The following is a 25,262-nucleotide window of genomic DNA, read 5'->3' on the forward strand; positions in this document are numbered from 1 at the left end:
GTGTTTCGATGGAACAGCGCGTCGACGACGGACTTTCGCCTTTCACGACCTACACGCGGTCCGAATGGGCTGCGTTGCGCGAAGACATGCCGATGACGCTGTCGCTGGACGAGGTCAACCGGCTGCGCTCCATGCACGATCGTCTCGATATAAGCGAGGTCGAGGATATCTATCTTCCGCTGTCGCGGTTGTTGTCGCTCTATGTCGCAGCGACACAGCGGCTGCACCGCGCGCAGCAGCGCTTCCTCGGCGGCGAGGAGGCCAAGCTTCCTTACATCATCGGCGTGGCGGGCTCGGTTGCGGTCGGCAAATCGACGACGGCGCGCGTGCTGCAAGCCTTGCTGGCGCGCTGGACCAACGTGCCGAAGGTCGATCTCGTCACCACGGACGGTTTCCTGCTGCCGAATGCGGTGCTCGAACGCGAAGGCCTGATGGAGAAGAAGGGCTTCCCGGAGAGCTATGACCTGCCCGGCCTGTTGCTGTTTCTGTCAGACGTCAAAGCCGGGCGCCGCCCGGTGCGCGCGCCGATCTATTCGCACCTTGTTTATGACGTTGTTCCGAATCGGTGGGTCGAGGTCGACCGGCCGGACATCCTGATCGTCGAAGGGCTCAACGTGCTGCAGACCGGCCGTCTGCCGAAGGATGGCAAGGCGATCCCGTTCGTGTCGGACTTCTTCGACTTCTCGGTCTATCTCGATGCCGACGAAAACGTGCTGCGCGGCTGGTATGTCGACCGTTTCCTGACGCTGCGCGGCACTGCGTTCCGCGATCCGAAGTCCTACTTCCATCGCTACTCGAAGCTGAGCGATCAGGAAGCGAGAAACACCGCCACGTCGATCTGGGAGCGGATCAACCTCGTGAACCTTGACGAGAACATCCTGCCGACGCGGCAGCGCGCCGACCTGATCCTGAAGAAAGGCGCGAGCCACATGGTCGAACAGGTCGCGCTGCGGAAACTGTGAGCTGCGCGCCTTACGCCGCGGCGGAAGCTTTCCCTGATGATGAGGTCAGCGTTTCGATCAGCCGCTCGCGCACGAGTGGCTTGACCAGGAAGCCGTCCATCCCGGACTCGAGACAGGCGTTACGGTCTTCTTCACAGGCGTTGGCGGTCAGTGCGATGATCCGCGTGCGCGGCTTGCCGCTGTTGGTTTCCGCCGCGCGGATGCGACGCGTCGCCTCGAAGCCATCGACACCCGGCATGTGCACGTCCATCAGGATCACGTCGTGCGGCGATCCGGCGTCCTGCGCGGCCTGCCAGGACTCGACGGCGGCTGCGCCATCAGGCGCTACCTCCGGCCGGTGGCCCAACCGCGTCAAGAGCGAGCGCGTCAGCAGCGCATTGATGTCGTTGTCTTCGGCCACCAGGATCGACAGCGATGGCGTCGACTCATCCGGCGCGTTCGCGCCTGGATCATTCGGTTCAGCGGCCGCGGTGATGTTCTCGAATTCGGGTGCGGCTGCGAGTTGCGCCTTCAGCGAAGCCGCGCGAACCGGCTTGACCAGATAGCCGGTGAAGCCGGCCTCTTTTAACGCAGGCAGGCGGTGCCGCTCGCCGGGCGTGATCAGGATGATGCGACGCATGACCGTGTCGCGCGCCCCAGTGGCGACTTCGGCCGCGGCCTCGAAGCCGACCGAATGATCGACCAGCAAAGCGTCCCAGCGCTGCTCGGTCATGACCTCCGCTGCGAGGCCGGTCGAAGCGCGTTCGACCGTCGCGCCCCAGCGCTTGAGCCGCCGCTTGATCAGGCAGACCTCGACCGTGGGCGGCGAGATGATCAGCGCCGCATGGCCTTCAAGCGCCGGCGCCGCAAAGCGCGCCGCGTCGGTGGCGGGGGCCTCCGACAGCGGGAGCACGACGCGGAACGTCGAGCCGCGCTCCAGCACGCTTTCGAGCTCGATGCGTCCGTTCATACGCTCGACGATGCGCCGGGTGATCGCGAGACCCAAACCGGTGCCGCCGAACTTGCGGTTTGTGCCGCCATCGGCCTGTTCGAACTCATGAAAGATCCGCGCCTGCTGGTTCGACGCAATGCCGATGCCGGTGTCGCGAATCGCAAAGGCGACCTCGCCCTCCGCAGAACCGGCCTCGACCACGACGCTGACGCCGCCGGTCTCGGTGAACTTGATCGCATTGCCGGTGAGATTGAGCAGCACCTGCCGGAGCCGCGTCGCATCGCCCAGCACCCGCTCTGGCAATCGTTCGTCGACGTCGGCGGCGATCTCCAGGCCTTTGGCCTGGGCGCGTGGACTTACCAGCTCGACCACGTCCTCGATCAGCGTGGTCAGCGACACCGGCTCGGAGGCAAGCTCGATCTTGCCGGCTTCGATCTTGGAGAAGTCCAACACCTCCTCGATCAGCGACAGCAGCGCTTCACCCGACGTTCGTGTGGCGCGCACATAGGTCGCCTGCTCGGGGGTGAGCGTGGTGTCGCGCAGCAGCTCGGCCATGCCGAGGATGCCGTTCAGCGGCGTGCGGATCTCGTGCGAGATGACAGCAAGGAAACGCGATTTGGCGCTGTTGGCGCTTTCGGCGGCGTCGCGGGCATCGGCGAGGGCGCGCTCGGCGTCCATGCGGTCAGTGACGTCGCGGCCGACGCTTTGCACTTCGGCGCTTTCCGCCTGTTCGGCCCAGACCACCACGTCACGCCAGGCCAGCCAGCGCGGGCCTGCCGGCGTCATCACCTGTTGGTCATGCAGATGCGTGCCGTCCGGAAGTACGTTGCTGCGGCCCTGCTGGATCGACTTCAATCCCGCGGTGCTGCCAAGCAGCGCCTCGCGTGTCTCACCGGCGAGCGTGCAATACGCGTCGTTGGCGTAGGTGATGCGGCCGTCCTTGTCGCGACGGACGATGACGTCGCCTTGTGCTTCAAGCAGGCTCGTGGCGCGCGCCTCGGCTTCCTTCAGCTCCCAGATGCCGTCGGCCAGTGCCTCGCAACGTGCCTTGGCGCTCTGCAGCTCGACGCGAAGCCGGCTGTTGCGGGTCAAAAGCATCAGCATCACGCCGCAGCCCACGCTGAACAGGCCGGCGAGGCCGATGGCGAATTGCGCCGGATCGTAGAATTGTTCGTTGACGCTGTAGATGCGGGCGAACACCATCGATGCCGCGGCCACGGCCCCGATGGTGATGAACGTCCAGCGCAGCACCCAGAGCGCGTAACGAATGACCACGCGATAACGCTCGCGCGGCATGCCCGTGACCGGACGAACCTGCATCGACGCCTGTTCCCTTGCCCCAAACGTCCGGCGCGCGGCGTTGTCAGCGCGGCGAACGGCCCCAAATGTCCCGGGGGAGATTGGGCTTGAGAATCTTGCGGTAGTCCTTACCGCGAACTCGAATGGCCGGGATGGTTTACCGGAGGTTAAGACGCGTGATTAACGCGGAGCCAAGTCGGCCACCTTGCGGCCTCGATCGGCTTTCCACATCGCAGCCAGCAGAGCCGCGGCATCCTGCTGCGAGAACCGCGCCGAGCGCACGTAGAGCCTGTAGTCGACGTTTTTGGTGTCGGTCGACAGCTGCACCGTGACGTCCGGTTTGCCGGCGCTGCCGTCATGCGTGACCGTGCGGGCAGATCGGCAGGTGCCGGGTTCGCCGTCGGCATCATCGACGAGCACGAAATCGGCGTGCTCGGGACGGTCGACGAGCTGCATGCGCAGATCGGGATGCGCGGCAGCGCTGTCGATCCGGATGCGGTAGTCGGGGGCCGTGGCCTTGGCGACGATCTGATAAGTCGAGGCGCCGTTGGCGAAGCAGTTCGAGAGTCGCGGTAACTCTTTTGGCACATCCGCCATCACGCTGTAGGCGGCTGCGGGTGCGGCAAGCGCCGCGGCGAGGATGAACGCTGTACGGATACGCATCACGCTCATTAACCTAGCCGGTTAGGGTTACCTGCGGCTTAACCGGGGTTGACGCTCGTGCATCAGGCGCGGGACAGTCGCTCGACATTCGAAAGCATCAGCCTGGAGCCGATCATGGCAACCGCAAGTCTGGCCAACTCCGACCTGGGACGATTCGGAGACGAGGTGAAGGACATGAGTCTGTTTCCGCTGTGGGAGCGGACCAGCGGTCTCAAGCCGGGCTCGAACTGTGTGCCGGCGCATTGGAGCTACGCCGAAGTGCGGCCGCAGCTCATCCGCGCCTGCAGCCTGATCACGAAGAAGGAAGCCGAGCGCCGCGTGCTCTGTCTCGAGAATCCGAGCCTGCGCGGCACGACGTTCATCTGCGACTCGTTGTTCGCAGGCTTGCAGATCATCATGCCGGGAGAGATCGCGGCGTCGCATCGGCACACGCCGAGCGCGCTGCGCTTCATCATCGAAGGCGAGGGCGCCTATACGGCCGTGGCGGGCGAGAAGCTGCCGATGACGGCCGGCGACTTCGTGGTGACGCCGTCCTGGGCTTGGCACGATCACGGCAACCTCGGCGCCGCACCCGTGGTGTGGCTCGACGGACTCGACACGCCGTTCGCGAAACTGTTCGGCGCGTCGTTCCGCGAGGAATATCCCGAGGATCGGCAGCCGCTCGACCGGCCCGAAGGTGAGTCGACCGCGGTCTACGGCATGAACCTCATCCCGGACGAATATCATTCCGATGGTCGCTCATCGCCGGTGCTGATCTATCCGTATGAGCGCACGCGTGCGGCGTTCGACAGCATGGCCCGCGCCGGCAAGCCGCATCCGGCGCACGGCCACAAGCTCCGCTACGCCAATCCGGCGACCGGCAAGCATCCGTTCCCGACTATGGCGGTGTCGATGCAGCGGCTGCCCGCGGGTTTCGCCGGCAAGCCCTATCGCTGCACCGGCAGCGCGGTGTTTGCGGTGCATCGCGGCGAAGGCACGGCGCGGATCGGCGACAAGGAATTCAAAATCCGCCCGCACGACGTGTTCGTCGCAACGCCGTGGCTGCCCTACAGCTTTGCGGCGGATAGCGAGCTCGAGCTGTTCAGCTATTCGGATCGGGCCGGGCAGGAAGCGCTCGGCTATTGGCGCGAGCAGGTGGATTGAGCGTGCGTTGCCAACTCTGCCGCCCTCTCGCATAGTGCGAGCCAATCAAGGCGGGCGCGCCAGGGGAGGATTTCGATGTCTGTGTTCCGTTCACTCGCTTTCGCTGCGCTGACTGTCGCGTTCGTTGGCGTCCTGCCCGATGGTCAGGCGCAGGCCCAGACGATCGAGCTGAAGCTGTCGCACTTCGTGCCGCCGCAGCATGCCTTCCACAAATGGGTGACGGCCTGGGCCGAGAACCTCGAGAAGGAATCGAACGGCCGGCTCAAGATCACCATCTATCCGAACGGACAGCTTGTCGGTCCGCCGACCCGGCAACTGGACGCTGCGCGCAATGGCGTGACTGATATCGCCTGGGTGATCCATGGCGTGACTCCCGGTCGCTATCCGCTCACCGAACTGGCCAACCAGCCGTTCGCCTGGAAGGGGACCAAGGACAATATCGTCGAGACCGCGGTGCGTATGACCGAGCTCGCGCCGAAATATCTCGCGGCCGAACACGTCGGCCTGAAGATACTGTTCATGTCGATGGCCAACCCGGTGGTGGCCTACACCAAGACGCCGATCACGAAGCTCGATGACTTCAAGGGCATGAAGATCCGCTACGCCTCGGCGCCGAACAAAGTGATGCTCGATTCGCTCGGCGCCACGACGCTGCTGGTGCCGCCGCCGGACTCGCAGGACGCGTTGGCCAAGGGCATCATCCAGGGTGCGATGTTCCCGCATGAAGCCGGCCTCGCGTATGATCTTGCCGGCGTGGTGAAGTACGCGCTCGATCCAGGCATTGCCTCCGGCACCTTCGTCGCCGCGATGAATCCGGCGAAGTACAATTCGCTGCCGGCCGATCTCAAGGCGTTGCTGGACAAGGAGACCGGCGTCAAAGCTGCCGAAAGCTTCGGCAAGGCCTGGGCCGCGCAGGAGACGTTCGCCCGCGATGTCGAGACCAAGCAGAAGGGCTTGACCATCAACACGCTATCGGATTCCGACGTCGCCAAGCTCAAGGAGCTTGCCAAGAAGCAGATCGATGACGAGGTCGCCCGCCTGGAGAAAGAGGGCAAGCCTGCCAGGGAGTTCATGGCGGAATTCCTGAAGTAGCGCTGACGCGATGGCGAACGGGACAGGACCGGCCGGGCTGATCGAACGGCTGCAGCGTGTTCAGTTGCGGCTTGCAAGCCTCGCGCTGGTTGCGCTGATGCTCGTGACCGTGTTCGACGTGCTGTTGCGCTATCTGTTCAACAAGCCGATCCGCGGTTCTTACGACATCGTCGAGTGCATGCTGCTGATCTTCATTTTCCACGGCATGGCGGCGGCGTTCTTCAGCCGCCGCAACATCACGATCGACATCATCGATGGATTCATCCCTCCGCGCGTCGTCGCGGCTCTGATCCGGCTCGCCGATGTTCTGTCGATCGTCGTGCTTGTTCTGATCTTCTGGGCCATGATCACGCCCGCGACCCAGATCTATCAGTATGGTGACGTGAAGCTCGATTCCCAGATTCCCATCTGGTGGATGTGGGTCGCTGCGTTTCTCGGGCTCTTCGGCACCATTCTCGCGGCACTGGCTGCCCTTCTGGCGCGCCCGGCAACACCCGAGACGGAACGCGTCGAATGAATCCGTCTCTGATCGGTGTCCTCGGCGTCGCTGTTCTGTTTGCTCTGCTGATCCTCCGGGTGCCGGTCTGGATTTCTTTGGTTCTGGTTGGCTTCTTCGGCAACGTCATCGCGCTCGGCTGGCCCGGTGCCTTCACACTGCTTGGCACGGCGCCGTTCGACGTGGCGTCGTCTTATTCGCTCTCGGTGGTGCCGCTGTTCATTCTGATGGGCGAGGTGGCCTCCGAGTCCCGCATGTCAGGGGAATTGTTCAAGGCTGCGCGTGTCATCCTGTCCGGCTTCCGCGGCGGGTTGGCGGTCGCGACGCTGGTGGCGTCGGCTGCGTTCGGTGCGGTCTCCGGATCGTCGCTCGCCAACTCGGCGACGATGACGCGCATGGCGCTGCCCGAGCTTCGCAAGGCCGGTTACGACGACGGCCTCTCGACGGGCTGCATCGCCGCAGGCGGGTCGACCGACATTCTGATTCCGCCGTCGATCATCCTCGTGATCTATGCAGCGATTGCCGAACTTTCGGTGCCGAAGCTCCTCGCCGCGGGCCTCATTCCCGGCCTGGTGCTGACGTTGCTCTACATCATCGTTGCCATGATCGTGGTCTGGTTCCGTCCGGACTATGCGCCCGGCAAGGAGCGCTACACGTTGCGCGAGCGCATCGCCGCGTTGCGCGAACCATGGCAGTTCATCGCGCTGTTCGTCGTCACGATCGGCGGACTTTATGCGGGCGTGTTCAGCCCGACCGAGGCGGCTTCGGTCGGCGCGTTCGGCGCCATCCTGCTCGGCATGCTCGGCCGGCGCATGTCCTGGTCCGATCTCGTCCGCGCCATCGAAACGTCGGTCGTCGTCAGCGGCGTCCTGTTCGTTATCGTCATGGGCGCCAACCTGTTCTCGTTCTTCATCGTGCAGACGCATCTGCCGGAATTGCTGCTCAGCGGTGCTCAAGCCCTGCACATGAGCGGCGTGATGGTGATGATCGTCATCATCCTGGGCTACATTTTCCTCGGCTGTTTCCTCGAGGGCATCGGCATGGTGCTGATCACCGTGCCGGTGTTTCAGCCCATCATCGTGAAGTTCGGCTATGACCCGATCTGGTTCTCGATCGTCGTCGTCATCATGGTCGAGGTTGGCTTGATCCATCCTCCGGTCGGTATGAATCTGTTCGTGATTCAAGCGCAGGCGCCGGACGTGAAGATCACCAGCATCTATCGCGGCATCATCCCGTTCCTGGTAGCGCCGTTCCTGCTCATTTTCCTGATGTTTTTGTTCCCGGGCATCGCGCTCTGGCTGCCGGCCGTGCTGTACGGGCCGTAGGGCATGATCCCGAAAAGTGTGAAGCGGTTTTCGAAAAAGATCATGCCAAAAAGTGGATCAAGCGCCGTACCTCACGCCGCGTGCTGGATCTGATCCATCAGCGCCCGATAGCTCAGCGCCTCGGCAAGATGCACGCGGCCGACTTTGTCCGAACCATCCAGATCGGCGAGGGTGCGCGCGACGCGGAGCACGCGATGGTAGCCGCGCGCCGACAGCCTCATGGCGTCGGCGGCTTCGCGAAGAAGCGTGAGGCCGGCGCTGTCCGGACGCGCCACGTCTTCGAGCAACGCCGACGGCACCGCCGAGTTGGTCAGCACGCCGTTAAGCCCCAGCGCGGTATAGCGCTCGGCTTGCACGGCACGCGCCTGCGCGACGCGGGCTGCGACCTCGCGGCTGCCTTCGGCGGGCGGTGGCAGAATGAGATCGGCCGCGGTGACAGCCGGCACCTCGATGTTGAGGTCGATGCGGTCGAGCAGCGGTCCCGAAATGCGCGTCTGATATTCGGCGGCACAGCGCGTATTCGGTCCGCGGCGACAGGCATAGCCCGGATCGTTGGCATGGCCGCAGCGGCAGGGATTCATCGCGGCAACCAGCATGAAGCGTGCCGGATAGGTCACCCGGTGATTGGCGCGCGAGATCGAGACCTCGCCGGTTTCGAGCGGTTGGCGCAGTGCGTCGAGCACGTGAGGCTGAAACTCCGGCAGCTCGTCGAGAAACAGCACGCCGTGATGGGCAAGCGACACCTCCCCGGGCTTGGCGCGCAAGCCGCCGCCGACCAGCGCCGGCATCGAGGCCGAATGATGCGGCGTGCGGAACGGCCGCCGGTCGGTGAGCGCGCCGTCTTCGATCACGCCCGCAACGGACGCGATCATCGACACCTCCAGCAATTCCGCGGGCGACAGCGTCGGCAGAATCGTGGGCAGCCGCGCCGCCAGCATCGATTTGCCCGAGCCCGGTGGTCCGATCATCAACAGGTTGTGGCCGCCAGCCGCTGCGATCTCGAGCGCGCGCTTGGCGCTTTCCTGACCCTTGATGTCGGCAAGATCGAGCAGCGCGCCGTGCGTCTCGGCCTTGATGCCGGCTTTCGGCCGGCCGAGCACCTGCGTGCCCTTGAAATGGTTGGCAAGCTGTATGAGCGAGGACGGAGCGACGATCTGCATCTCCGGGCTGGCCCAGGCCGCCTCGGGACCGCAGGCGTGCGGACAGATCAAGCCTTCGCTGCGGGAGTTGGCGCCGATCGCAGCCGGCAACGCGCCGGCCACCGCCGCGATCGAGCCGTCGAGGCCGAGCTCGCCCAGCACCGTGAAGCCCGCGAGCGCATCGTGAGGAATCGCGCCAATCGCCGCCATCAGGCCGAGCGCGATCGGCAGGTCGTAGTGGCTGCCTTCCTTCGGCAGGTCGGCTGGCGCGAGATTGATGGTGATGCGGCGCGCCGGCAGCGCGAGCCCCGAAGCGACGAGAGCAGCGCGGACGCGCTCCTTGGCCTCGGACACCGCCTTGTCCGGCAAGCCCACGATGTTGAATGCAGGCAAGCCGGGTGCGACCTGCACCTGGACGTCGACAGCCAATGCGTCGATGCCTTGGAACGCGACCGTGCTGACGCGCTGGACCATTCCTGTCTCTCGACCCCCGGTCGTTCAACCCACAAGTGCAGGCCCAGAGAACGTAGCGGAACGGAGTTGCAGTGGGCGATTATATACTTGACACACCCCGAATCGGAGGTAGAATCGAAATAACCTCGATTCCATGGGCCTTCCGATGTCTCTCTTGAACCGCAAATACTTCCAGGACGAACAGGCGGCTTTTGACCACCTGGAAGCGATCCTTTGGGATGAAGGCACGATCTGCCCGCACTGCGGCGTTCTGGGTAAGTCGGGCAAGCTGGAAGGCGTGAAGGACAAGAAGGGCCGGGTCCGGCTTGGCCTCTGGAAGTGCTATTCCAAGCCCTGCCGGAAGCAGTTCACGGTTAGGGTGGGCACGGTTTTTGAGTCCGCCCATATCCCGCTGCACAAGATGTTACAGGCGGTTTACCTGATGTCGGCCAGCAAGAAGGGCGTCAGCGCCCATCAGCTGCACCGCACGCTGGAAATCACCTACAAGTCGGCTTGGTTCTTGGCGCACCGTATTCGCGAAGCGATGCGGGATGGCACCTTGGCCCCGATGGGTGGCGAAGGCAGCACCATTGAGGCTGACGAGACGTTTATCGGCCGTCTGAAGGGCGTACCAAAGCAGCGGTCAGGCTACGCGCATAAGAACGCGGTTTTGACGCTTGTGGAGCGTGGCGGTTCGGCTCGCAGCTTCCATGTCGACAACGCCAGCGTTGCCACGATCATGCCGATTGTTCGGACGAATGTGCGCCGCGAAAGCAAGCTGATGACTGACGAGGCTCAGCATTACATGACGCTGGGTCATGAGTTTGCCGAGCATGGTTCGGTGAAGCACAAGGCCGACGAATACGTGCGCGGCGACGTGCATACGAACACGGTCGAAGGCTTCTATTCGATCTTCAAGCGCGGCATGAAGGGCGTCTATCAGCACTGCTCAGAGAAGCATCTGCACCGGTATCTCGCGGAATTCGATTTCCGCTACAACAACCGCGTGCGGCTCGGCGTGAACGACGAGCAGCGTTCAAACAAAGCAATGCAGGGTATTTTCGGCAAGCGGCTGACCTACCGGCAACCTGGTTCGATCTGAAAGGCCCAAAAGGAGTCTAAAATCAAAGGGTTAGAGTTTTCCTAACTCATTGTTAATTCAAGACTTTTTGCTTGAATTAGACTCTAGAATCAACTATATAGCTAAGGCTTGCAGCGCCTAGTCGCTTCGTGCGGCGTGGAGTGCGCAGGACTCAGAGAACCGCCCTCGGAAAGTCCGGGGGCGGTTTTACGTGGGGACGATCGCATCCTTCCGCTTCATAGTCGCAGCAATATTCAGCTGCGGTTTGGGGATGGCATCGTAAAGCAGATGATGGCCCCATCCTTCGCGTTTTGCGGTCAAAGTCTTTCGTTCATGCTCTAGCTTGAGCCGGGCCGCGTATGAAACAAGGTCCGCCACCTGCATGAACAAGGACAGGTCAGAGTGTTTGATGTTCGCATCTTTTGGGAACATCGTAAGAGGCATGTTCCTCGTCGGTTTGCCATTTTCCCATGCTCCGAATTTTGAGCCGGTCGGCAGATAGACTTGAGCCATTCGGTAAAGCCGAACGTACGATTTGTGCCCTTCGTCGAAGAATACGAGACCGTTTGTATGAGCGCCGCATTGATTTCGCATGCGCTGGAATAAGCTGAAAAGGCCTGCAAAAATGCCTTTGTGTCCCATCAACTCTGATCTGTCGGTGGCAAAAGTCGACATGATTGATTTGTGCGGCAACCAAGTCAGTTTCGCTAAGGCGTCGTTGTAAAGATCGACCGCTTCATCGGGCATAAGATTCCGATGAGTTTTATGATAGAGGCCCTTTCTTCCGAGGATTTCGTAGCCGTGTAACTCCTCACGGAATCGGATAGAATGGTCTTTTGAGAGTTGTCGTCGCCATTTGTCTGCGAGGCGCGCGTAGTCGTTCCAAACGTATTCCCAGCCGCCAGCTCGCTTGCGCCTCAGAAAAGGGATGCGAACGCAGCTCGCTACGGAAAGCGGGGTGCGTTCGGATTCGTCGATATAAAAGTAGTCGATCCCGTTTGGCGCTAGGTCCATGGCCAAGAAAACTCAGATCCAAAAGTTCCGCGAATTGGCACGTACTCTCGAATCCGAAGAAACGGAAGGTCGTTTCAACGACACGCTGCGCCGTGTTGCGCAGCATAAGCCACCCACGCCACAGCAAACGTCTAAACACCGTACGACCAAAAAAACGAAAACTCCCAAGCCGCGTACAACGACAAAGCAGAGTTGAACGCGCAGGCGTTGCAGCAGCAGCGAAGAGTGTTTACACTTTCTTTTACAAATAAGACCCGCGAATCATAACGCGGGTGTCGGGCACACGGGAGGACGCGTCTGTGGTGGGTGTTAAGCCCCCCTTAACCACGACTCAGCGAGGCTTATGCCTGCCTCTCGCTAAGCTCATGACTTGGCTATATAATTTAGCCATCCGAACTTTGCGCAGTGCTGCGCATTGTCGTCGCGCGTGCGCGGCTCGAGTTTCCCGGTGACGGGAAAAAAAGGAGGGGTTCCCTTTCGAGAACCCCCCAAGTTGCCTAGAAAGAACCGGTGTCAGTGACCGCCTTAACGGCGGCGCTGACCCCGGCAATGCTCACAAACCGACTCCCATTTGCCGAACCGAAAACGTCGGTAATCGACCACGTGAACCGGCTTGTGGAGCGGACATGAAAGTGGGGTTTTACCCATTTTCAACTCCCTTGCTCGATCTGACGGATTAGGCCGTCGCCCCTTGGGCGCGCCCTCCACGCCCAAACTTGTGTGAAGGGGTGGGGCCTTTGTCGAATCGAGCGTCCGCTCTACGTCAGAAGATAGCACCACTCGGTTTGCGATACTACTAACGCTCCAGCATTTAAGCGCTGATGCGTTGAAAAGTTCACGGTGTTAACTGGGATTGATAGGGCCTTGAAAAGGCGCCGGTGGCTTCCTAATGGCCAGCCAGCGGCATCCAAACATGAACGAAAATAAAGGAAATCGTGCCTTTCTGTGACAGGCTAATTATCGTTTCCTTTACGTTCACATAACGCAACTTAGTTGCCAATCCGTCCCGCCGGAAACAACCTGACGGTTGTGCTGGCTCTCTGCATTGGAGGAAGCATGTCAGAAACCGAACTTCGGCTTGAGTGCCTGAAGCTGGCGACGGCGGTCGCGCCAGAACGAGCTGTAGACGAGGCCGCCGCCTATTGGCTGTTTATTTCAGGTGACTACCCGAAAGAGCGTGAATCGCGTCGGCGACGGCGTTGAAATAGGTCTTTCTGTCGGTCAGCCAACCTCCTTGCGGGTGCTCTTTCTGCAAGATGTTGTGCGCCATCCGATGGGCCACCTCATATTTCGATTGCCCGCCAATCTCGACCTCGACTTTGTCTGCCATTCGAATCTCCTGGTTGTGACGACTCACTAATTCAATCGTACCAGGGATCGGGTTTGGCAAGTATACAAACGCCTTGCAGTGACAAGAACATTTGCAGAACAAAACGACTCGGGCTACGGTGCTCCAATCCATTGTACCGATGTTTGGAGCCTTCGATGATCGACCTGAAAGCCCTGGAGAACGAATTGCAGCAGTGCCGGCTAGCCCGGTTGGATGCCGAAGCCGCCGAGCGCGATGTCGAGGAGATGATCTGGCAGGTCCAGCACTTCGAGCCCGGCAAACAGCGGATGCTGTTCATCTTCGAGTGCGGTGACAGCGAAATCACCGGCGCCGCGAACTGATTTTTCTTCCTCGGGGCGCATCATAGCCCGACCTATTGGACGCCGGGTCGCCGTCCTGTCGATGTCGGCTGTGCGGCAGAAAAAAACGGCCGGAGGCAGAGATGGTCCAACTCGTCGACAGCGATATCAGGACGCGCGAGGTGCTCGGCTGGAAGGGCGTGCATGTGCTGCACTTTTCCGGCTCGTCGTGTTCGCAGAAGCTTCGCATCTTTCTCAATCTCAAAGGCATCGCGTGGACGTCGCATCCCGTCGATCTGCATTCCAACGACAATTTCAAGCCGTGGTTTCTGGGGATCAATCCGCGCGGTCTGGTGCCGGTGTTGGTGCATGACGGCGCGGTGCACATCGAGAGCAACGACATCGTCGAGTATCTCGAAAAGGCATTTCCTTCGCCGAAGCTGATCCCCGCCGGCCACGAAAACGAGGTCGCGGCCCTGCTGCGGCACGAGGATGATCTGCATCTCGATCTGCGGACGTTGAGCTTCCGCTTCGTGTTCAATCCGCCGGGTCCGCCGAAGCCTCCCGCGGCGCTCGAAAGCTACGCCGCCAATGGCGCCGGCACGGTGCAAGGCGCCGCGGACCACGGGAAAAACGTCCAGATCGAATTCTGGCAACGCGCCGCCAAGGAAGGTTTTACCGACGAGCGGGCGCGAGCGTCGGCGCGAAAATTCCGCGCCGAATTCGATGCATTTGAGCAACGTCTGGCCAGCGCGCCCTATCTGATGGGCGAGGAGTTGAGCGTGCTCGACATCGCCTGGTTCATCTATGCTCACCGGCTGTCGCTCGGTGGCTACCCGCTGGCGCGGCTGCACCCACGCGTCCAGGCGTGGAAACAAAGGTTGGGCGCGATGCCGGAATTCGCCAGGGAAATCGTCATGCCCGACGATGCCAGAGCGCGGCTCGAGGCGACATATCGCGCGCAAGCGGCCGCGGGCAAGACATTGGAAATGGTCGCTGGTTTCTGAAGCGTGCTTCGCAGCGACAGCCTTTTGTTGGCTGTCGCTGTCGCCGGGGCGCTAAACCTCAACGCCTGCGCTTGCTCTCGATCTTGTCCCAGATGGACGCTGCGATATCGGGGCCGCCGAGATTCTTGATCGCGCGAATCCCGGTCGGCGATGTGACGTTGATTTCAGTAAGCTGACCGCCGATCACGTCGATGCCGACAAACAAGAGGCCGCGTTCGCGCAACGGCACCGCAAGCCTGTGGCAGATCTCCCGTTCCCGCGGCGACAGTTCGGTCTCTTTCGGCGAGCCGCCGCGCACCATGTTGGAGCGCAGATCGTCCGCCGCAGGCACCCGGTTGACGGCGCCGGCATATTCGCCGTCGACCAGGATGATGCGCTTGTCGCCGTCCTTCACCTCGGGAAGGAATTTCTGGATCACCCAGGGTTCGCGAAACGTCACGGCGAACATGTCGTAAAGCGAGCCGAAATTCAGGTCGTCCTTGGTGAGCCGGAACACCGCTCCGCCGCCATGGCCGTAGAGCGGCTTCATCACAATGTCGCCGTGCTCGGCGCGGAACGCTTTGATCGCCGCGAGATCGCGACTGATCAGGGTGGGCGGCATCAGGTCCGTGAACATGTTGACGAACATCTTCTCGGGCGCGTTGCGCACCTGCGCCGGATCGTTCACGACCAGTGTGTCCGGATGCACGCGCTCCAGGAGATGCGTGGTGGTGATGTAGGCGAGGTCGAACGGCGGGTCTTGCCGGAGCAGGATCACGTCGAAATCGACGAGCTCAGTGCGCTTGCCTTCGCCAAGCGTGAAATGGTCCCCGACCTGATCGCGCACCGTCAGTGGCTGCACGGTCGCGGACACCCGGTTGCCGAGCAGCGCCAGCCGGTCCGGCGTGTAGTAGCTGAGCCGGTGGCCCCGCGCCTGTGCTTCGAGCAACAGCGCAAAAGTCGAATCGCCGCGGACGTTGATCCGCTCGATCGGGTCCATCTGCACAGCGACATTGAGAGCCATGAAATTCTCCGCACCGGGGCCATGAACGTAAACGCCGGGTTAACACCTTCGAGTCAATTTTCGGATGTAGTGACGGTGGGTGAAAATGCCACGGCGGCTGAACGTTTCCATTCTCCTCAAGCTTTACGCGATCATCGCCTTGTTCGCCACCGCCACGGTGATGCTTGTCATTGTGGCAGTCGACAGTGCGAAACGGCACAACGAATTGACCGCGGAATTCGAGGCCGCGCTGCAGGGCGCGCAGACCGTCGAGCGCATGAACAGCCTGATCTACGCCGTGGTGGCGGAAGCCCGCGGCATGTTCTTGTCGGACGACGCGGACGAAGCCGCGGCTTTCATCGCCAGGATGAAGCAGGCCAATGAGGAGCTGTTTGAACTCAGCTCCGACCACGCCCGGCAGACCCGGCAGACCGCAGCCTTTCGGCCGGTTGCCGAGAAGATCAAGAAATTCCACGACATCCGGAAAGAGCTGATCCGGCTTGGCAGCGAGATCAGTCCGGCGGCGGCCCGCGAACGTGGCTTTACGACCACCATGCGCGAGAACCGGCAGGAGCTGAACCGCGAGTTGGAGAACCTGGGCGCGGTCTATCTGCGTCAAGCCCGCGAGGTCTATGCGGCGGCCAATGCCAATGCCGACACGTCGGCAAAAGAGATGATCGCGCTCAGTATCGCCGCGGTGCTGCTGGCGGCGTTAAGCGCGTTTCTGCTGTGGCGTTCGGTGGCCCGGCCGCTGACAACGATCACGCGCGTCACCAGCGCGATCGCCAACGGCGAGCGGGCGGTGATCCCCTACTCCACACGGCGCGATGAGATCGGTGCGCTGTCGCGCTCGATCAGCGTTTTCCAGAACGCGATGCTGTCGAACCTCGAGCTCAACCGCGCGGCCGCCGACAGCGCCCAGACGCGGGAGCAGGAGCAGCAGAAGATGTCGGCCGACACCAAGGCGTTCGCGGCCTCGATCGAGGAGAGCATCGTCAATCTCAGCACCATCAGCGACCAGGTCACGGAAGCCGCAGGGCAGCTCGCCGCAGCCGCCGACCGGGCTGCCAACCGCACCGAAGGTGCCATCAACGCGTCGTCGGAAGCCTCGGCCAATGTGCGCGACATCGCCTCGGCCGCTGACGAGCTTGCGGCGTCGGTGATGGAGATCGACCGGCAGGTGACGCAGTCGAATTCCATCACCGAGCAGGCGGTCGGCGAAGCCGAGCGCACCAACGCCGCGATGCAGGAGCTGGGCGAGGCCGGACGGCGCATCGGCGACGTGGTTCGTCTCATCACCGATATTGCCGAGCAGACCAATCTGCTGGCGCTCAACGCCACCATCGAGGCGGCGCGGGCTGGCGAAGCCGGTCGCGGCTTCGCCGTGGTGGCGGGCGAAGTGAAAGCATTGGCCGGCCAGACGGCGCGCGCCACCGACGACATCGCCAAGCAGATCGCCGACATGCAGCAGGCCACACTGCGCTCGATCGAAGCGATCAGCACCATCGCGCGCACGATCCGCGACATCGGCGCGATCAGCGGCGCAATCTCGGCCGCGGTGACCGAGCAGGGCGCCGCCACGCAGGAAATTGCGCGCAGCGTCGACATCGCGGCCAGGCGCACGGCGGACACGGCCGAAGAGGTGAGCCGGGTCGACGACGCCACCGAGAACACCCGGACGAACGTGATGGCGGTGCGCGCCGTCGCCGAAGAGCTTGGCGGCATCGCCCATCGCATTCGCGATCAGGTCGAGGAATTCACGCTGAAGCTTCGCGCCGGCTAGGGTCTCATTCAACTTCGTTGAATCAGACCCGTCGCCCCTTCCTCTTGTTTGGGCATGATCTTTTCCGAAAACCGCTTCACACTTTTCGGGATCATGCCCTGAGCCGCATTTGCGGCCAGCGCGTTATTCCGCTTCGAACGCCGCCGGGATGTGGCGCGGAATTTTTCCGGGCGCGACCAGCACCGCGTCGAAGCGGATGTCCTTGTCGATATCGTGCGGATTGAGCGAGAGCCAGGCCGCGGCGGCGGCTGCGATCCGGCGTTGCTGCCGCGTTTGCAGTGACTCGGCCGCTGCATCGAGCGTGGCCCGCGCTTTCACCTCGACGAAGACGAGCACGCGGCCGCGACGCGCCACGATGTCGACCTCGCCGACCGGGCTGCGAAATCGTCGCGCGGCGATCCGATAGCCCTTGGCCACGAGATAAGCGGCGGCCCGGCTTTCGGCCGAGAGGCCAAGCCCGAACGCCGCGACGCGTTCGGGGTTCGGCGGATCGGCGCTATTCCGCCGCGCCATCGCCGTGTCCGCCGAGTTCAAGCGCGCGCTGATAGAGCTCGCGACGCGGCCGGCCGGTCGCCGCCGCCACATCGCTGACCGCATCCTTCACCGAGCCCTGCCGCAGGGCCCGCCGCAACAGGTCGTCGACCGCATCGGCGTCGAGCACCTCGTCGTCGGCCGGCGGCTCGACCACGATGGTGAACTCGCCGCGGCTTTCGGCGCCTTCGGCGTACTGCTGCGCCAGCGTCGCGAGGTCGCCGCGCCGCACCTCCTCGTGCATCTTGGTCAGCTCCCGGCACACCGCAGCCTGCCGGGGGCCAAAACCATCGGCCATCGCCTGAAGCGACTGCGCCACACGTGGGCCGCCTTCGTAGAAGATCAGCGTGGCCGCGACCGCCGAAAGCTCGGCGATGCGAGCTTTGCGCTGGCCGGTCTTGGCCGGCAGAAAGCCTTCGAAGAAAAACCGGTCGGTCGGCAGGCCCGAACTGATCAGCGCCGTCAGCGCCGCGGAGGGGCCTGGCGCGGCCAGCACCGGATGGCCGGCTTCGCGGGCCTCCCGGACAAGCTTGAAGCCCGGGTCCGAGACCAGCGGGGTTCCGGCATCTGAGACCAGGGCGATGGCTTCGCCGTCGCCGAGCCGGGCCATGAGCTTGGGCCGGGCGGCTGCGGCATTGTGCTCGTGATAGGGGGTCAGTGGGGTGGAGATACCGTAATGATCCAGGAGCCTGCGGGTCACACGGGTGTCCTCGCAGGCGATGAGATCGGCGGCTGCGAGTGTTTCCAGGGCGCGGATCGTGATGTCGCGCAGGTTCCCAATGGGTGTCGCGACAAGATGCAGCCCCGGGGCGAGCCGCGGGGGCTCGACCGCCTGGCCTGCCAGGATGTAGGTCTTGGACGAGTTGTCCCGCATGGCCGCCATTGTAGCGGCCAGGCGCCGGTACGCCACCGCGATCGGAAGGAATTCGTTATCCTTTCCATTCGGTTAACTTATCGTCGTCAAGATGCCGGGTTGGTGGGGTGGGCTGGCGCAGCCAGCATTGTGTCGAGGTAACCGGTCATGGTCCCGGGCTGTCGGGTCCAGTTTCGATCCCTGTTGTCGCGCCGCGCCTGCGTCCATGGCCTGACGGCCGGCGCATTGGCGTTGCTGTCGGCGTGCTCGGGCGTGTCCGAGTTGTTCAACGCCACCACGCCGTCGTCGCAGCAGCCGCCACCGCCCTCGGGCGGCACTGCGCCGCAAGCGGGCAGCGAGGTCGGCGCTGGCGGCGTCCGCGTCGCGCTGATCCTGCCGTTGTCGGCCGGCGGCAATGCCGGCACCGTGGCGCTGTCGATGAAGAACGCCGCGGAGATGGCGCTCACCGAATTCAACAGCCCGAACGTCCGGCTTCTGGTGAAGGACGACGCCGGCAATTCCTCCGGCGCGCAGCAGGCCGCACAGCAAGCCTTGAGCGAGGGCGCCGAGATCATTCTCGGTCCGCTGTTCGCGCATTCGGTCGGCACGGTCGGCGCGGTCGCGCGGCAACGTGGCGTGCCGGTGATCGCGTTTTCGACCGACGCGACGGTTGCGGCGCGCGGCGTCTATCTCCTGAGTTTCCTGCCGGAGTCCGACGTCGACCGCATCGTCGAGTATTCGATCGCAACCGGCAAACGCTCGTTCGCCGCCATGCTGTCGGACGGCGCCTACGGCAACGTGGTCGAGGCCGAGTTCAAGCAGGTGGTGTCGCGCAAGGGCGGCCGTATCGTTGCCTCCGAGCGCTACCAGTTTGACGCCAGCAGGATGCAAGTGCCGGCCAAGATCGTCGCCCAGGCGGCGCGCGGCGCCGATTCCGTGTTCATTCCCGAGGGGCCGGAGGTCGTGCCCTCGGTCGTGCAGGCGCTGACCGCCGCCGGTCTCGACACCAGGCGCGTGCAGCTTCTTGGGACGGGATTGTGGGACGATCCGCGCATCTTCAACGATTCGTCGCTGCAGGGCGGCCTCTATGCGGCACCGGACGGCACCGGCTTCCGCAACTTCGTGGCGCGCTACCGCACGCGTTACGGCCAGGACCCGGTGCGCACCGCGACGCTTGCCTATGATGCCGTGGCGCTCGTGGCTGCGCTGGTCAAGACGCAGGGGCCGCAGCGCTTCTCCGATCAGTCGCTCACCAACCCGTCAGGCTTCGCCGGCATCGACGGCCTGTTTCGTTTCCGCCGCGACGGCACCAACGAGCGCGGGCTCGCGGTGTTGAAGGTGACGCCGAGCGGCGGTCAGGTCGTCGCCCCGCCGCCGCGCGCCTTCGGCAATTCCGGAATCTAGCGTATGTCCTGGAAAAAGCCTGCCCGGACTTGATCCGGGGTGGATACCGGTTTTCCGAAAAGGACATGCGCAAACGAAGTGACCGTCACTCGGCCGCGACGAGTTCTTCGCTCGGTTTGAAGTTGTAGTGCGAGGCGTCGCGGCGTCCCGACGAGGCTTCGCGGGCAAACAGGATCAGGTGGTGGGCGACAAGGCCCACCATGACCAGGTCCTGCAAATTCCCGGTGCGCAGCCGCGCCCAGGCGAAGCGCCAGAACACCCGGCGATATGACCCGCGGATGCCAACGAACCAGAAGATCCGCCCGACAATGGTGAGGCCCTTGCGGATGTTGGCCCAGGTCGGCGCGCGCAGCACGCTGTCCTTCGGGTGCAGCCGGTTGGGATAGGTCGCCTTGATCTGATGTTCGTAGCGTTCGTAGAGCGCTTCGGGCTGGTAGGCGATCCGCATGCATTCGCGCCACTCGGCCAGCACCTGTTCATACGGCCGCCGGAACACGACATTGGACTCGCGGTCGTCGTCATCCTCGATCAGGCGCTGCTCGCGCTTGAGCCGGTCCCACAGCGGTGTGCGCGGCAACGCTTGCAGCAGGTTCATGGTGAGCAGAGGAATCTGCGAGTGTTTGACGAAGTCCAAAAGCCGCTTGTCGCTATCCGCTGTGTCGGTGTCGAGCCCCATGATGATGCCTGACACCACCTCCATCCCGTAGCCGTTCAGCGTCTCGATGGCTTCGAGGATCGGCACCATGTTGTTGTGCTCTTTGGCCATCGCCTTGAGCGCATCGGCGTCCGTAGTTTCGATGCCACAGAAGATCGTCTCGAACATCGCCTCGCGCATCAGCGAAAGGATCTCGGGCCGTTTGGCGATGTTGAGCGTCGCCTCGCAGGCAAACGACAGCGGATAGCGATTGCGCTTCTGCCATTCGACGAGATGCGGCAGAAGCTCGCGGACGCCGCGCCGGTGCGCGATGAAATTGTCGTCGACGAAATAGACAGCGTTGGAGAGACCGCACTCCACCATCTTGTCGAGTTCGGCGGTGAGCTGTTCCGGTGTCTTGAAGCGCGGATTGCGGCCGTACAGCGCCGGGATGTCGCAGAACTCGCACTGATAGGGGCAGCCGCTGGAGAACTGGACGCTGCCGATGAAGTATTTGCGGAGCTGCGCGAGCTCATAGGCCGGCACCGGGAAGTCGGTCAGCTCGCGCCGCACCACCGTCTTCAGAACGATTTGGCGCTCCGGCCGCGTGGCGTCCTGTTCAAGGCGGGCGAACAGCTCGTCGGTGGCGTCGCCCATTTCGCCGACATGGAGATAGTCAAAGTCTGGATAGTGTTCGGGACAAGCCGACACGGACGAGCCGCCCAGCACCGTGGTGCGATCCTTGGCATGGGCGCGGCGCAGGATGTCCTGCATCTGCGGCCGCTGCACATGCATGCCGCTGACGAACACGACTTCGGCCCATTCGAAATCGTCTGGGGTTGCGGGATCGAGGTTCTCGTCGACGAAGCGGACCTGCCAATCCTTCGGGGCCGACGCGGCGATCACCAGCAGGCCCTGCGGCGGCATGAAGGCGCGGATGCCGTCCGTCAGCGGATAGGAGAATTCGAACGATCCGAACGAGGGTGTGTAGCGCGGAAATACGCAGAGCAGCCGCCGCACGGCGAAATCCTTTGTGAAATCCCCTACCTCGATTCGAAATGAAGCACAGCGAAGTGGCGAAAACGAGATGTTGTCAGGAAATTCCGGACATGCGGCAAAAGCGCCCGGCGTCTTGACGTATTTCTACGCCGCCAGGTCCGCCACCACGGCATCGAGCACCGGGAAGCCCGCCGGCGTGACCCGCAGGATGCCATGGCGGTCCCGTGCCACGAAGCCATGGGCCGCTAGTGTCTCGATGCGGGCGGGATCGAGCGTGCGCCCCGATAGGGCTGTGTAGCGCGCCGGGTCGATGCCCTCCGCAAGGCGGAGCCCCATCAGCAGGAATTCGTCGGCGCGCTCCTCCGGCAACAGCACCTCGTCAGTGACGACGCCGTGGCCGGTGGCTTCGACCTGGGTCAGCCAGGTTTCGGGTCGCCTTTCGGTCGCGATGGCATGACGCCGGCCGTCGATGTCGAGCCGGCCGTGGGCGCCGGGTCCGATGCCGGCATATTCCTGACCGCGCCAGTACACGAGGTTGTGCCGGCACTCGGCTCCGGGGCGAGCGTGGTTGGACACTTCGTAAGCGGGAAGCCCCGCCGCGCCGCAAATCTCCTGGGTCAGATCGAACAGTTCCCGGGCGGAGTCATCGTCGGGCGTGATGAGCTTGCCGCTCTTGTGCAGCGTCGCAAACGGCGTGTCGGGCTCGATGGTAAGCTGATAGAGCGACAGATGCTCGGCGGCCTCGCCGATGGCGCGTTTGAGCTCGGCCTGCCACTGCTGCGGTGTCTGCCGCGGTCGCGCATAGATCAGATCGAACGAGTAGCGCTCGAAATTCTGCCGCGCGATCGCAACCGCGTCGAGCGCTTCGCGTGCGGTGTGGAGCCGGCCGAGCTCCTTCAGCAAAGCATCGTCGAGCGCCTGCACGCCGAGCGACACGCGGTTGACGCCGGCCGCGCGATAGCCGCGAAAGCGAGTCGCTTCGACACTGGTCGGATTGGCTTCGAGCGTCACTTCGACGTCGCGCGCGACTGGCCAATGCTTGCCGATGGCGTTGAGAATGGCGCCGACCGTCCCGGGCTGCATCAATGACGGCGTGCCGCCACCGAGGAAGATGCTGGTGACGGTGCGCCCCGGCACGCGCCCGGCGGTCGTGGCAATTTCAGTCTCGAAGGCTCGGAGGAACCGCGCCTCGTCGATCGCGGCATGGCGTACATGGCTGTTGAAGTCGCAGTACGGACACTTCGACAGGCAGAAAGGCCAATGCACATAGACGCCGAAGGCGGCGGCTGAGTTGGGCGCTGCTGCGGAGTCTGACATGGCCGGAGGCTTATGCTCGAAGCCGGGATTCGACAAGCGAATAAGATCGTCGGTTCGCGAAACAGTGTTACCGGAGGATCACCCGGACTTCGTCAGGCAGGCGTCTGCAAGCGCGAGGAATGCCCGGGCGCGGTGCGACAGCCCCCGGGCGCGCGGCGGCAGACCGTGCTTCTCCTCGGATGGCATTTCGCCGAAGGTGCGGTCGTGGCCGTCCGGCTTGAACAGCGGATCGTAGCCGAAGCCGAGTTTGCCGCGCGGCGGCCAGACGATGGTTCCGTCGACCGTTGCCTCGAATTCCTCGACATGACCGTCCGGCCAGGCGACGCACAGTGCCGAGACAAAACGGCCGCGCCGTTGCTCGGGCGTTTTGGCGCCGCGTTCCACCAGGAGGCTCTGAATCTTGTTCATGGCGGCGCGGAAATCTTTTTCCGGCCCGGCCCAGCGCGCCGAATAGATGCCCGGATCGCCATCGAGCGCGTCGACCACGAGGCCCGAGTCATCGGCGAAGGCAGGCTGGCCGGTCGCCTTCGCGGCTGCCGCTGCTTTGATCAGCGCATTGGCGCGGAAGCTGGTTCCGGTTTCTTCCGGCTCTGGCAGGCCGAGTTCGCCCGCCGAGGTGGCTTGGACGCCGTAGAGCGACAGAAGATCACGCATTTCGGCAAGCTTGCCGGGATTATGCGTCGCGATCACGAGCCGGCCGGTGATGCGGCGATGGGCCCGATCCTGCGCCGCCACGCTACATCACCGCCATCTTTTGCAGATCGACAAGTTTGCCGATGCCTTTGCGGGCGAGCGCGAGAAGCGACAGCAGCTCAGCCTCGCTGAACGGCGTCTTCTCGGCGGTGGCCTGGATTTCGACGATGTTGCCCGAGCCCGTCATGATGAAATTGGCGTCAGTCTCGGCTTCGGAGTCTTCGGCGTAATCGAGATCGAGCACCGCGACGTTCTTGTAAACGCCGCACGAAATCGCCGCGACCTGATCGCGCAGCGGATTGGTCTTGATCATCTCACGCGTGCGCATCCAGGTGAGGCAATCGTTGAGAGCGACCCAGGCGCCGGTGATCGAGGCGGTGCGCGTGCCGCCGTCGGCCTGCACCACGTCGCAGTCGATGGTGATCTGCTTCTCGCCGAGCGCCGGCAGGTCGATCACCGAGCGCAGGCTCCGTCCGATCAACCGCTGGATCTCCACGGTGCGGCCGCTCTGCTTGCCGGAGGACGCCTCGCGGCGCGTGCGCTCATGTGTGGCGCGCGGCAGCATGCCGTATTCGGCAGTGACCCAGCCGCGGCCCTGACCCTTGAGCCACGGCGGCAGCCGCTCCTCCAGCGTCGCGGTGACGAGCACATGGGTGTCGCCGAATTTCACGAAGCACGAGCCTTCGGCGTATTTCACCACGCCACGCTCGAGCGACACGGCGCGAAGCTCGTCGGGCTGTCGGCGGCTGGGCCGCATAAGCATTCTCCATCGACACGAAATTTCGGGCCGGTTTTAGAGCATGGTCGCGAAAAAGCCAGTGCCTTTGCGGTTTTTCGCGCCGTCCCCCTTACGGGATCACTCGGGCTGGATGCCGGCGTCCTTGATCATCCTGGTCCACTTCACGAGCTGCACTTTGACGAAGCTGTCGAGCTCTTCGGTCGAGCTGGAGAAAGCTTCGAAGCCGGTCGCCGCGATCTGCGCCTTGATTTCGGGATCGTCGATGATCTTGCGCAATTCGGTGTTCAGCCGCGTGACGATATCGGGCGGTGTGTTGGCCGCCAGAAAGAACGCCGCCCAGGAATCCATATCGAAGCCCTTCACGCCGGCTTCATCGAGCGTCGGCAGATCCGGCACCAGCGAGCTTCGTTGCAGTCGTGTGGTCGCAAGCCCGCGCAGCGCACCGCTTTTGTGATGCGGCAGGCCTGTCGCCATGTCGGTGAACAGCATCGACACGCGGCCGCCGATCACGTCTTGCACCGCAGGCGGCGAGCTTCGATAGGGCACGTGGAGCAGATCGAGGCCCGCGGCCCGCTTGAGCGTCTCGCCCGCCACGATCGACGAGGCATTGGCGCTGGCGAACGACAGCTTGCCGGGATTGGCCTTGGCGTAGGCGATCAGCTCCGCGATCGACTTTGCCGGAATGCCCGGATTGACCAGCAGCAGTTGTGTGAAGCTGCCGATCCGGCAAAGCGGCTGGAAGTCCTTGATCGGATCGTAGGCGATGGACTTGTTCAGGCTCGGCGCCGCCGACATTGGCGTGTTGCTGGCGAGAAAGATCGTGTAACCGTCCGGCGCCGAACGCGCGACCTGCACGGCCGCGATCGCGCCGTTCGCGCCGGGTTTGTTCTCGATGATGACGCCCTGGCCCAGCACGGTGGACAGCCGCTGGCCGATGATGCGCGCAATCAGGTCGCTGCCGCTGCCCGGCCCGAACGGCACCACGAACGTGATGGGCTTGCTGGGGTAGCCTTGCGCATGCGCCGCCGTGCCGGTCAGGACCAGCCACAGCACAGCCAATGCGCGGAACAAGAAACTCATGCCGCGTCCTCCC

At 63.4% G+C, this 25,262-nt stretch carries 24 protein-coding genes; 11 read left to right on the forward strand and 13 right to left on the reverse strand.

All coding sequences use genetic code 11. The features are described from left to right. Positions 1-8 precede the first annotated feature (8 nt). Positions 9-962 carry a type I pantothenate kinase gene (coaA, locus tag RHPLAN_RS01400; RefSeq protein ID WP_068013208.1) on the forward strand — a complete coding sequence of 318 codons (954 nt, stop codon included), beginning with the start codon at positions 9-11 and terminating at the stop codon, positions 960-962. 10 nt (positions 963-972) lie between these two features. On the opposite strand, the gene RHPLAN_RS01405 is transcribed toward coaA, so the two are convergent. Both RHPLAN_RS01405 and RHPLAN_RS01410 read right to left on the reverse strand, forming a co-directional pair. Continuing rightward, positions 973-3,213 (reverse strand): ATP-binding protein, encoded by a 2,241-nt coding sequence (locus tag RHPLAN_RS01405; protein ID WP_237180020.1) that lies wholly within the window; start codon positions 3,211-3,213, stop codon positions 973-975. A 159-nt stretch (positions 3,214-3,372) separates the two neighbouring features. Then, positions 3,373-3,855, reverse strand: coding sequence for a hypothetical protein (locus RHPLAN_RS01410; RefSeq protein ID WP_157099994.1), 483 nt, complete (start codon positions 3,853-3,855; stop codon positions 3,373-3,375). 114 nt (positions 3,856-3,969) lie between these two features. On the opposite strand from RHPLAN_RS01410, the gene RHPLAN_RS01415 reads away from it, so the two are divergent. The 4 genes from RHPLAN_RS01415 (at position 3,970) to RHPLAN_RS01430 (ending at position 7,911) form a co-directional block, all read left to right on the forward strand. Further along, a complete protein-coding gene (locus RHPLAN_RS01415) occupies positions 3,970-4,998 on the forward strand; it encodes a cupin domain-containing protein (RefSeq protein WP_198164672.1) in 1,029 nt (342 codons plus the stop codon). Positions 4,999-5,073: 75 nt separating this feature from the next. Continuing rightward, positions 5,074-6,090 (forward strand): TRAP transporter substrate-binding protein, encoded by a 1,017-nt coding sequence (locus tag RHPLAN_RS01420; RefSeq protein ID WP_068013212.1) that lies wholly within the window; start codon positions 5,074-5,076, stop codon positions 6,088-6,090. Between the two features lie 10 nt (positions 6,091-6,100). Beyond that, positions 6,101-6,607 carry a TRAP transporter small permease gene (locus RHPLAN_RS01425; protein WP_068013214.1) on the forward strand — a complete coding sequence of 169 codons (507 nt, stop codon included), beginning with the start codon at positions 6,101-6,103 and terminating at the stop codon, positions 6,605-6,607. Continuing rightward, positions 6,604-7,911 (forward strand): TRAP transporter large permease, encoded by a 1,308-nt coding sequence (locus tag RHPLAN_RS01430; protein ID WP_068013216.1) that lies wholly within the window; start codon positions 6,604-6,606, stop codon positions 7,909-7,911. The genes RHPLAN_RS01425 and RHPLAN_RS01430 overlap by 4 nt, the downstream gene beginning before the upstream one ends. 71 nt (positions 7,912-7,982) lie before the next feature. Here the strand turns inward: RHPLAN_RS01430 and RHPLAN_RS01435 are convergent, their stop codons facing one another. Further along, entirely contained in the window at positions 7,983-9,524 is a 1,542-nt protein-coding gene (locus RHPLAN_RS01435) for a YifB family Mg chelatase-like AAA ATPase (RefSeq protein WP_068013218.1), read from the reverse strand. 145 nt (positions 9,525-9,669) lie between these two features. On the opposite strand from RHPLAN_RS01435, the gene RHPLAN_RS01440 reads away from it, so the two are divergent. After that, on the forward strand, positions 9,670-10,605 hold the full coding sequence (locus RHPLAN_RS01440) for an IS1595 family transposase (protein WP_068030365.1): 936 nt from the start codon (positions 9,670-9,672) through the stop codon (positions 10,603-10,605). 186 nt (positions 10,606-10,791) lie between these two features. Here the strand turns inward: RHPLAN_RS01440 and RHPLAN_RS01445 are convergent, their stop codons facing one another. Continuing rightward, on the reverse strand, positions 10,792-11,598 hold the full coding sequence (locus RHPLAN_RS01445) for a DUF3800 domain-containing protein (protein ID WP_068013220.1): 807 nt from the start codon (positions 11,596-11,598) through the stop codon (positions 10,792-10,794). On the opposite strand from RHPLAN_RS01445, the gene RHPLAN_RS38935 reads away from it, so the two are divergent. Further along, the gene (locus tag RHPLAN_RS38935) at positions 11,597-11,794 is read left to right on the forward strand and encodes a hypothetical protein (protein ID WP_157099995.1); all 198 of its coding nucleotides are present in this window, start codon (positions 11,597-11,599) and stop codon (positions 11,792-11,794) included. The two genes, RHPLAN_RS01445 and RHPLAN_RS38935, sit on opposite strands and share 2 nt — an antisense overlap. 954 nt (positions 11,795-12,748) lie before the next feature. Here RHPLAN_RS38935 and RHPLAN_RS01450 read toward each other — a convergent pair. Then, positions 12,749-12,928, reverse strand: a complete 180-nt coding sequence (locus tag RHPLAN_RS01450; protein ID WP_068013222.1) for a hypothetical protein — start codon at positions 12,926-12,928, stop codon at positions 12,749-12,751. A 155-nt stretch (positions 12,929-13,083) separates the two neighbouring features. Between RHPLAN_RS01450 and RHPLAN_RS01455 the strand changes: the two genes are divergently transcribed. Next, positions 13,084-13,269 (forward strand): hypothetical protein, encoded by a 186-nt coding sequence (locus tag RHPLAN_RS01455; RefSeq protein ID WP_068013223.1) that lies wholly within the window; start codon positions 13,084-13,086, stop codon positions 13,267-13,269. A gap of 101 nt (positions 13,270-13,370) precedes the next feature. Then, the gene (locus RHPLAN_RS01460; RefSeq protein WP_068013225.1) at positions 13,371-14,234 is read left to right on the forward strand and encodes a glutathione S-transferase family protein; all 864 of its coding nucleotides are present in this window, start codon (positions 13,371-13,373) and stop codon (positions 14,232-14,234) included. Positions 14,235-14,292: 58 nt separating this feature from the next. Here the strand turns inward: RHPLAN_RS01460 and gshB are convergent, their stop codons facing one another. After that, positions 14,293-15,237, reverse strand: coding sequence for a glutathione synthase (gshB, locus tag RHPLAN_RS01465; RefSeq protein WP_068013226.1), 945 nt, complete (start codon positions 15,235-15,237; stop codon positions 14,293-14,295). A gap of 85 nt (positions 15,238-15,322) precedes the next feature. On the opposite strand from gshB, the gene RHPLAN_RS01470 reads away from it, so the two are divergent. After that, positions 15,323-16,999, forward strand: a complete 1,677-nt coding sequence (locus tag RHPLAN_RS01470; protein WP_068013228.1) for a methyl-accepting chemotaxis protein — start codon at positions 15,323-15,325, stop codon at positions 16,997-16,999. A 123-nt stretch (positions 17,000-17,122) separates the two neighbouring features. Here RHPLAN_RS01470 and RHPLAN_RS01475 read toward each other — a convergent pair whose 3' ends face one another. Together RHPLAN_RS01475 and rsmI are read right to left on the reverse strand one after the other, a co-directional pair. Then, entirely contained in the window at positions 17,123-17,512 is a 390-nt protein-coding gene (locus RHPLAN_RS01475) for a YraN family protein (protein ID WP_068013229.1), read from the reverse strand. Then, complete coding sequence (gene rsmI, locus RHPLAN_RS01480) at positions 17,496-18,413, reverse strand: 16S rRNA (cytidine(1402)-2'-O)-methyltransferase (RefSeq protein ID WP_068013231.1); 918 nt, start codon at positions 18,411-18,413, stop codon at positions 17,496-17,498. Before rsmI ends, RHPLAN_RS01475 begins: the two co-directional genes overlap by 17 nt. A gap of 138 nt (positions 18,414-18,551) precedes the next feature. Here rsmI and RHPLAN_RS01485 point away from each other — a divergent pair, with 138 nt between their 5' ends. Then, entirely contained in the window at positions 18,552-19,787 is a 1,236-nt protein-coding gene (locus tag RHPLAN_RS01485; RefSeq protein WP_068013233.1) for a penicillin-binding protein activator, read from the forward strand. Between the two features lie 85 nt (positions 19,788-19,872). Here RHPLAN_RS01485 and RHPLAN_RS01490 read toward each other — a convergent pair whose 3' ends face one another. From RHPLAN_RS01490 to RHPLAN_RS01510, 5 genes are all read right to left on the reverse strand, one after another. After that, positions 19,873-21,474, reverse strand: a complete 1,602-nt coding sequence (locus tag RHPLAN_RS01490) for a B12-binding domain-containing radical SAM protein (protein ID WP_068013234.1) — start codon at positions 21,472-21,474, stop codon at positions 19,873-19,875. Between the two features lie 90 nt (positions 21,475-21,564). After that, positions 21,565-22,737 carry a radical SAM family heme chaperone HemW gene (gene hemW, locus RHPLAN_RS01495; protein WP_068030368.1) on the reverse strand — a complete coding sequence of 391 codons (1,173 nt, stop codon included), beginning with the start codon at positions 22,735-22,737 and terminating at the stop codon, positions 21,565-21,567. Between the two features lie 78 nt (positions 22,738-22,815). After that, positions 22,816-23,472 (reverse strand): RdgB/HAM1 family non-canonical purine NTP pyrophosphatase, encoded by a 657-nt coding sequence (gene rdgB / locus RHPLAN_RS01500; protein ID WP_068013236.1) that lies wholly within the window; start codon positions 23,470-23,472, stop codon positions 22,816-22,818. A 1-nt stretch (position 23,473) separates the two neighbouring features. Next, the gene (gene rph, locus RHPLAN_RS01505) at positions 23,474-24,187 is read right to left on the reverse strand and encodes a ribonuclease PH (RefSeq protein ID WP_068013237.1); all 714 of its coding nucleotides are present in this window, start codon (positions 24,185-24,187) and stop codon (positions 23,474-23,476) included. A 99-nt stretch (positions 24,188-24,286) separates the two neighbouring features. Next, entirely contained in the window at positions 24,287-25,249 is a 963-nt protein-coding gene (locus RHPLAN_RS01510; RefSeq protein ID WP_068013239.1) for a Bug family tripartite tricarboxylate transporter substrate binding protein, read from the reverse strand. Positions 25,250-25,262: the final 13 nt, after the last annotated feature.

The sequence above is a fragment of the Rhodoplanes sp. Z2-YC6860 genome (genome assembly GCF_001579845.1).
Lineage (GTDB): Bacteria > Pseudomonadota > Alphaproteobacteria > Rhizobiales > Xanthobacteraceae > Z2-YC6860.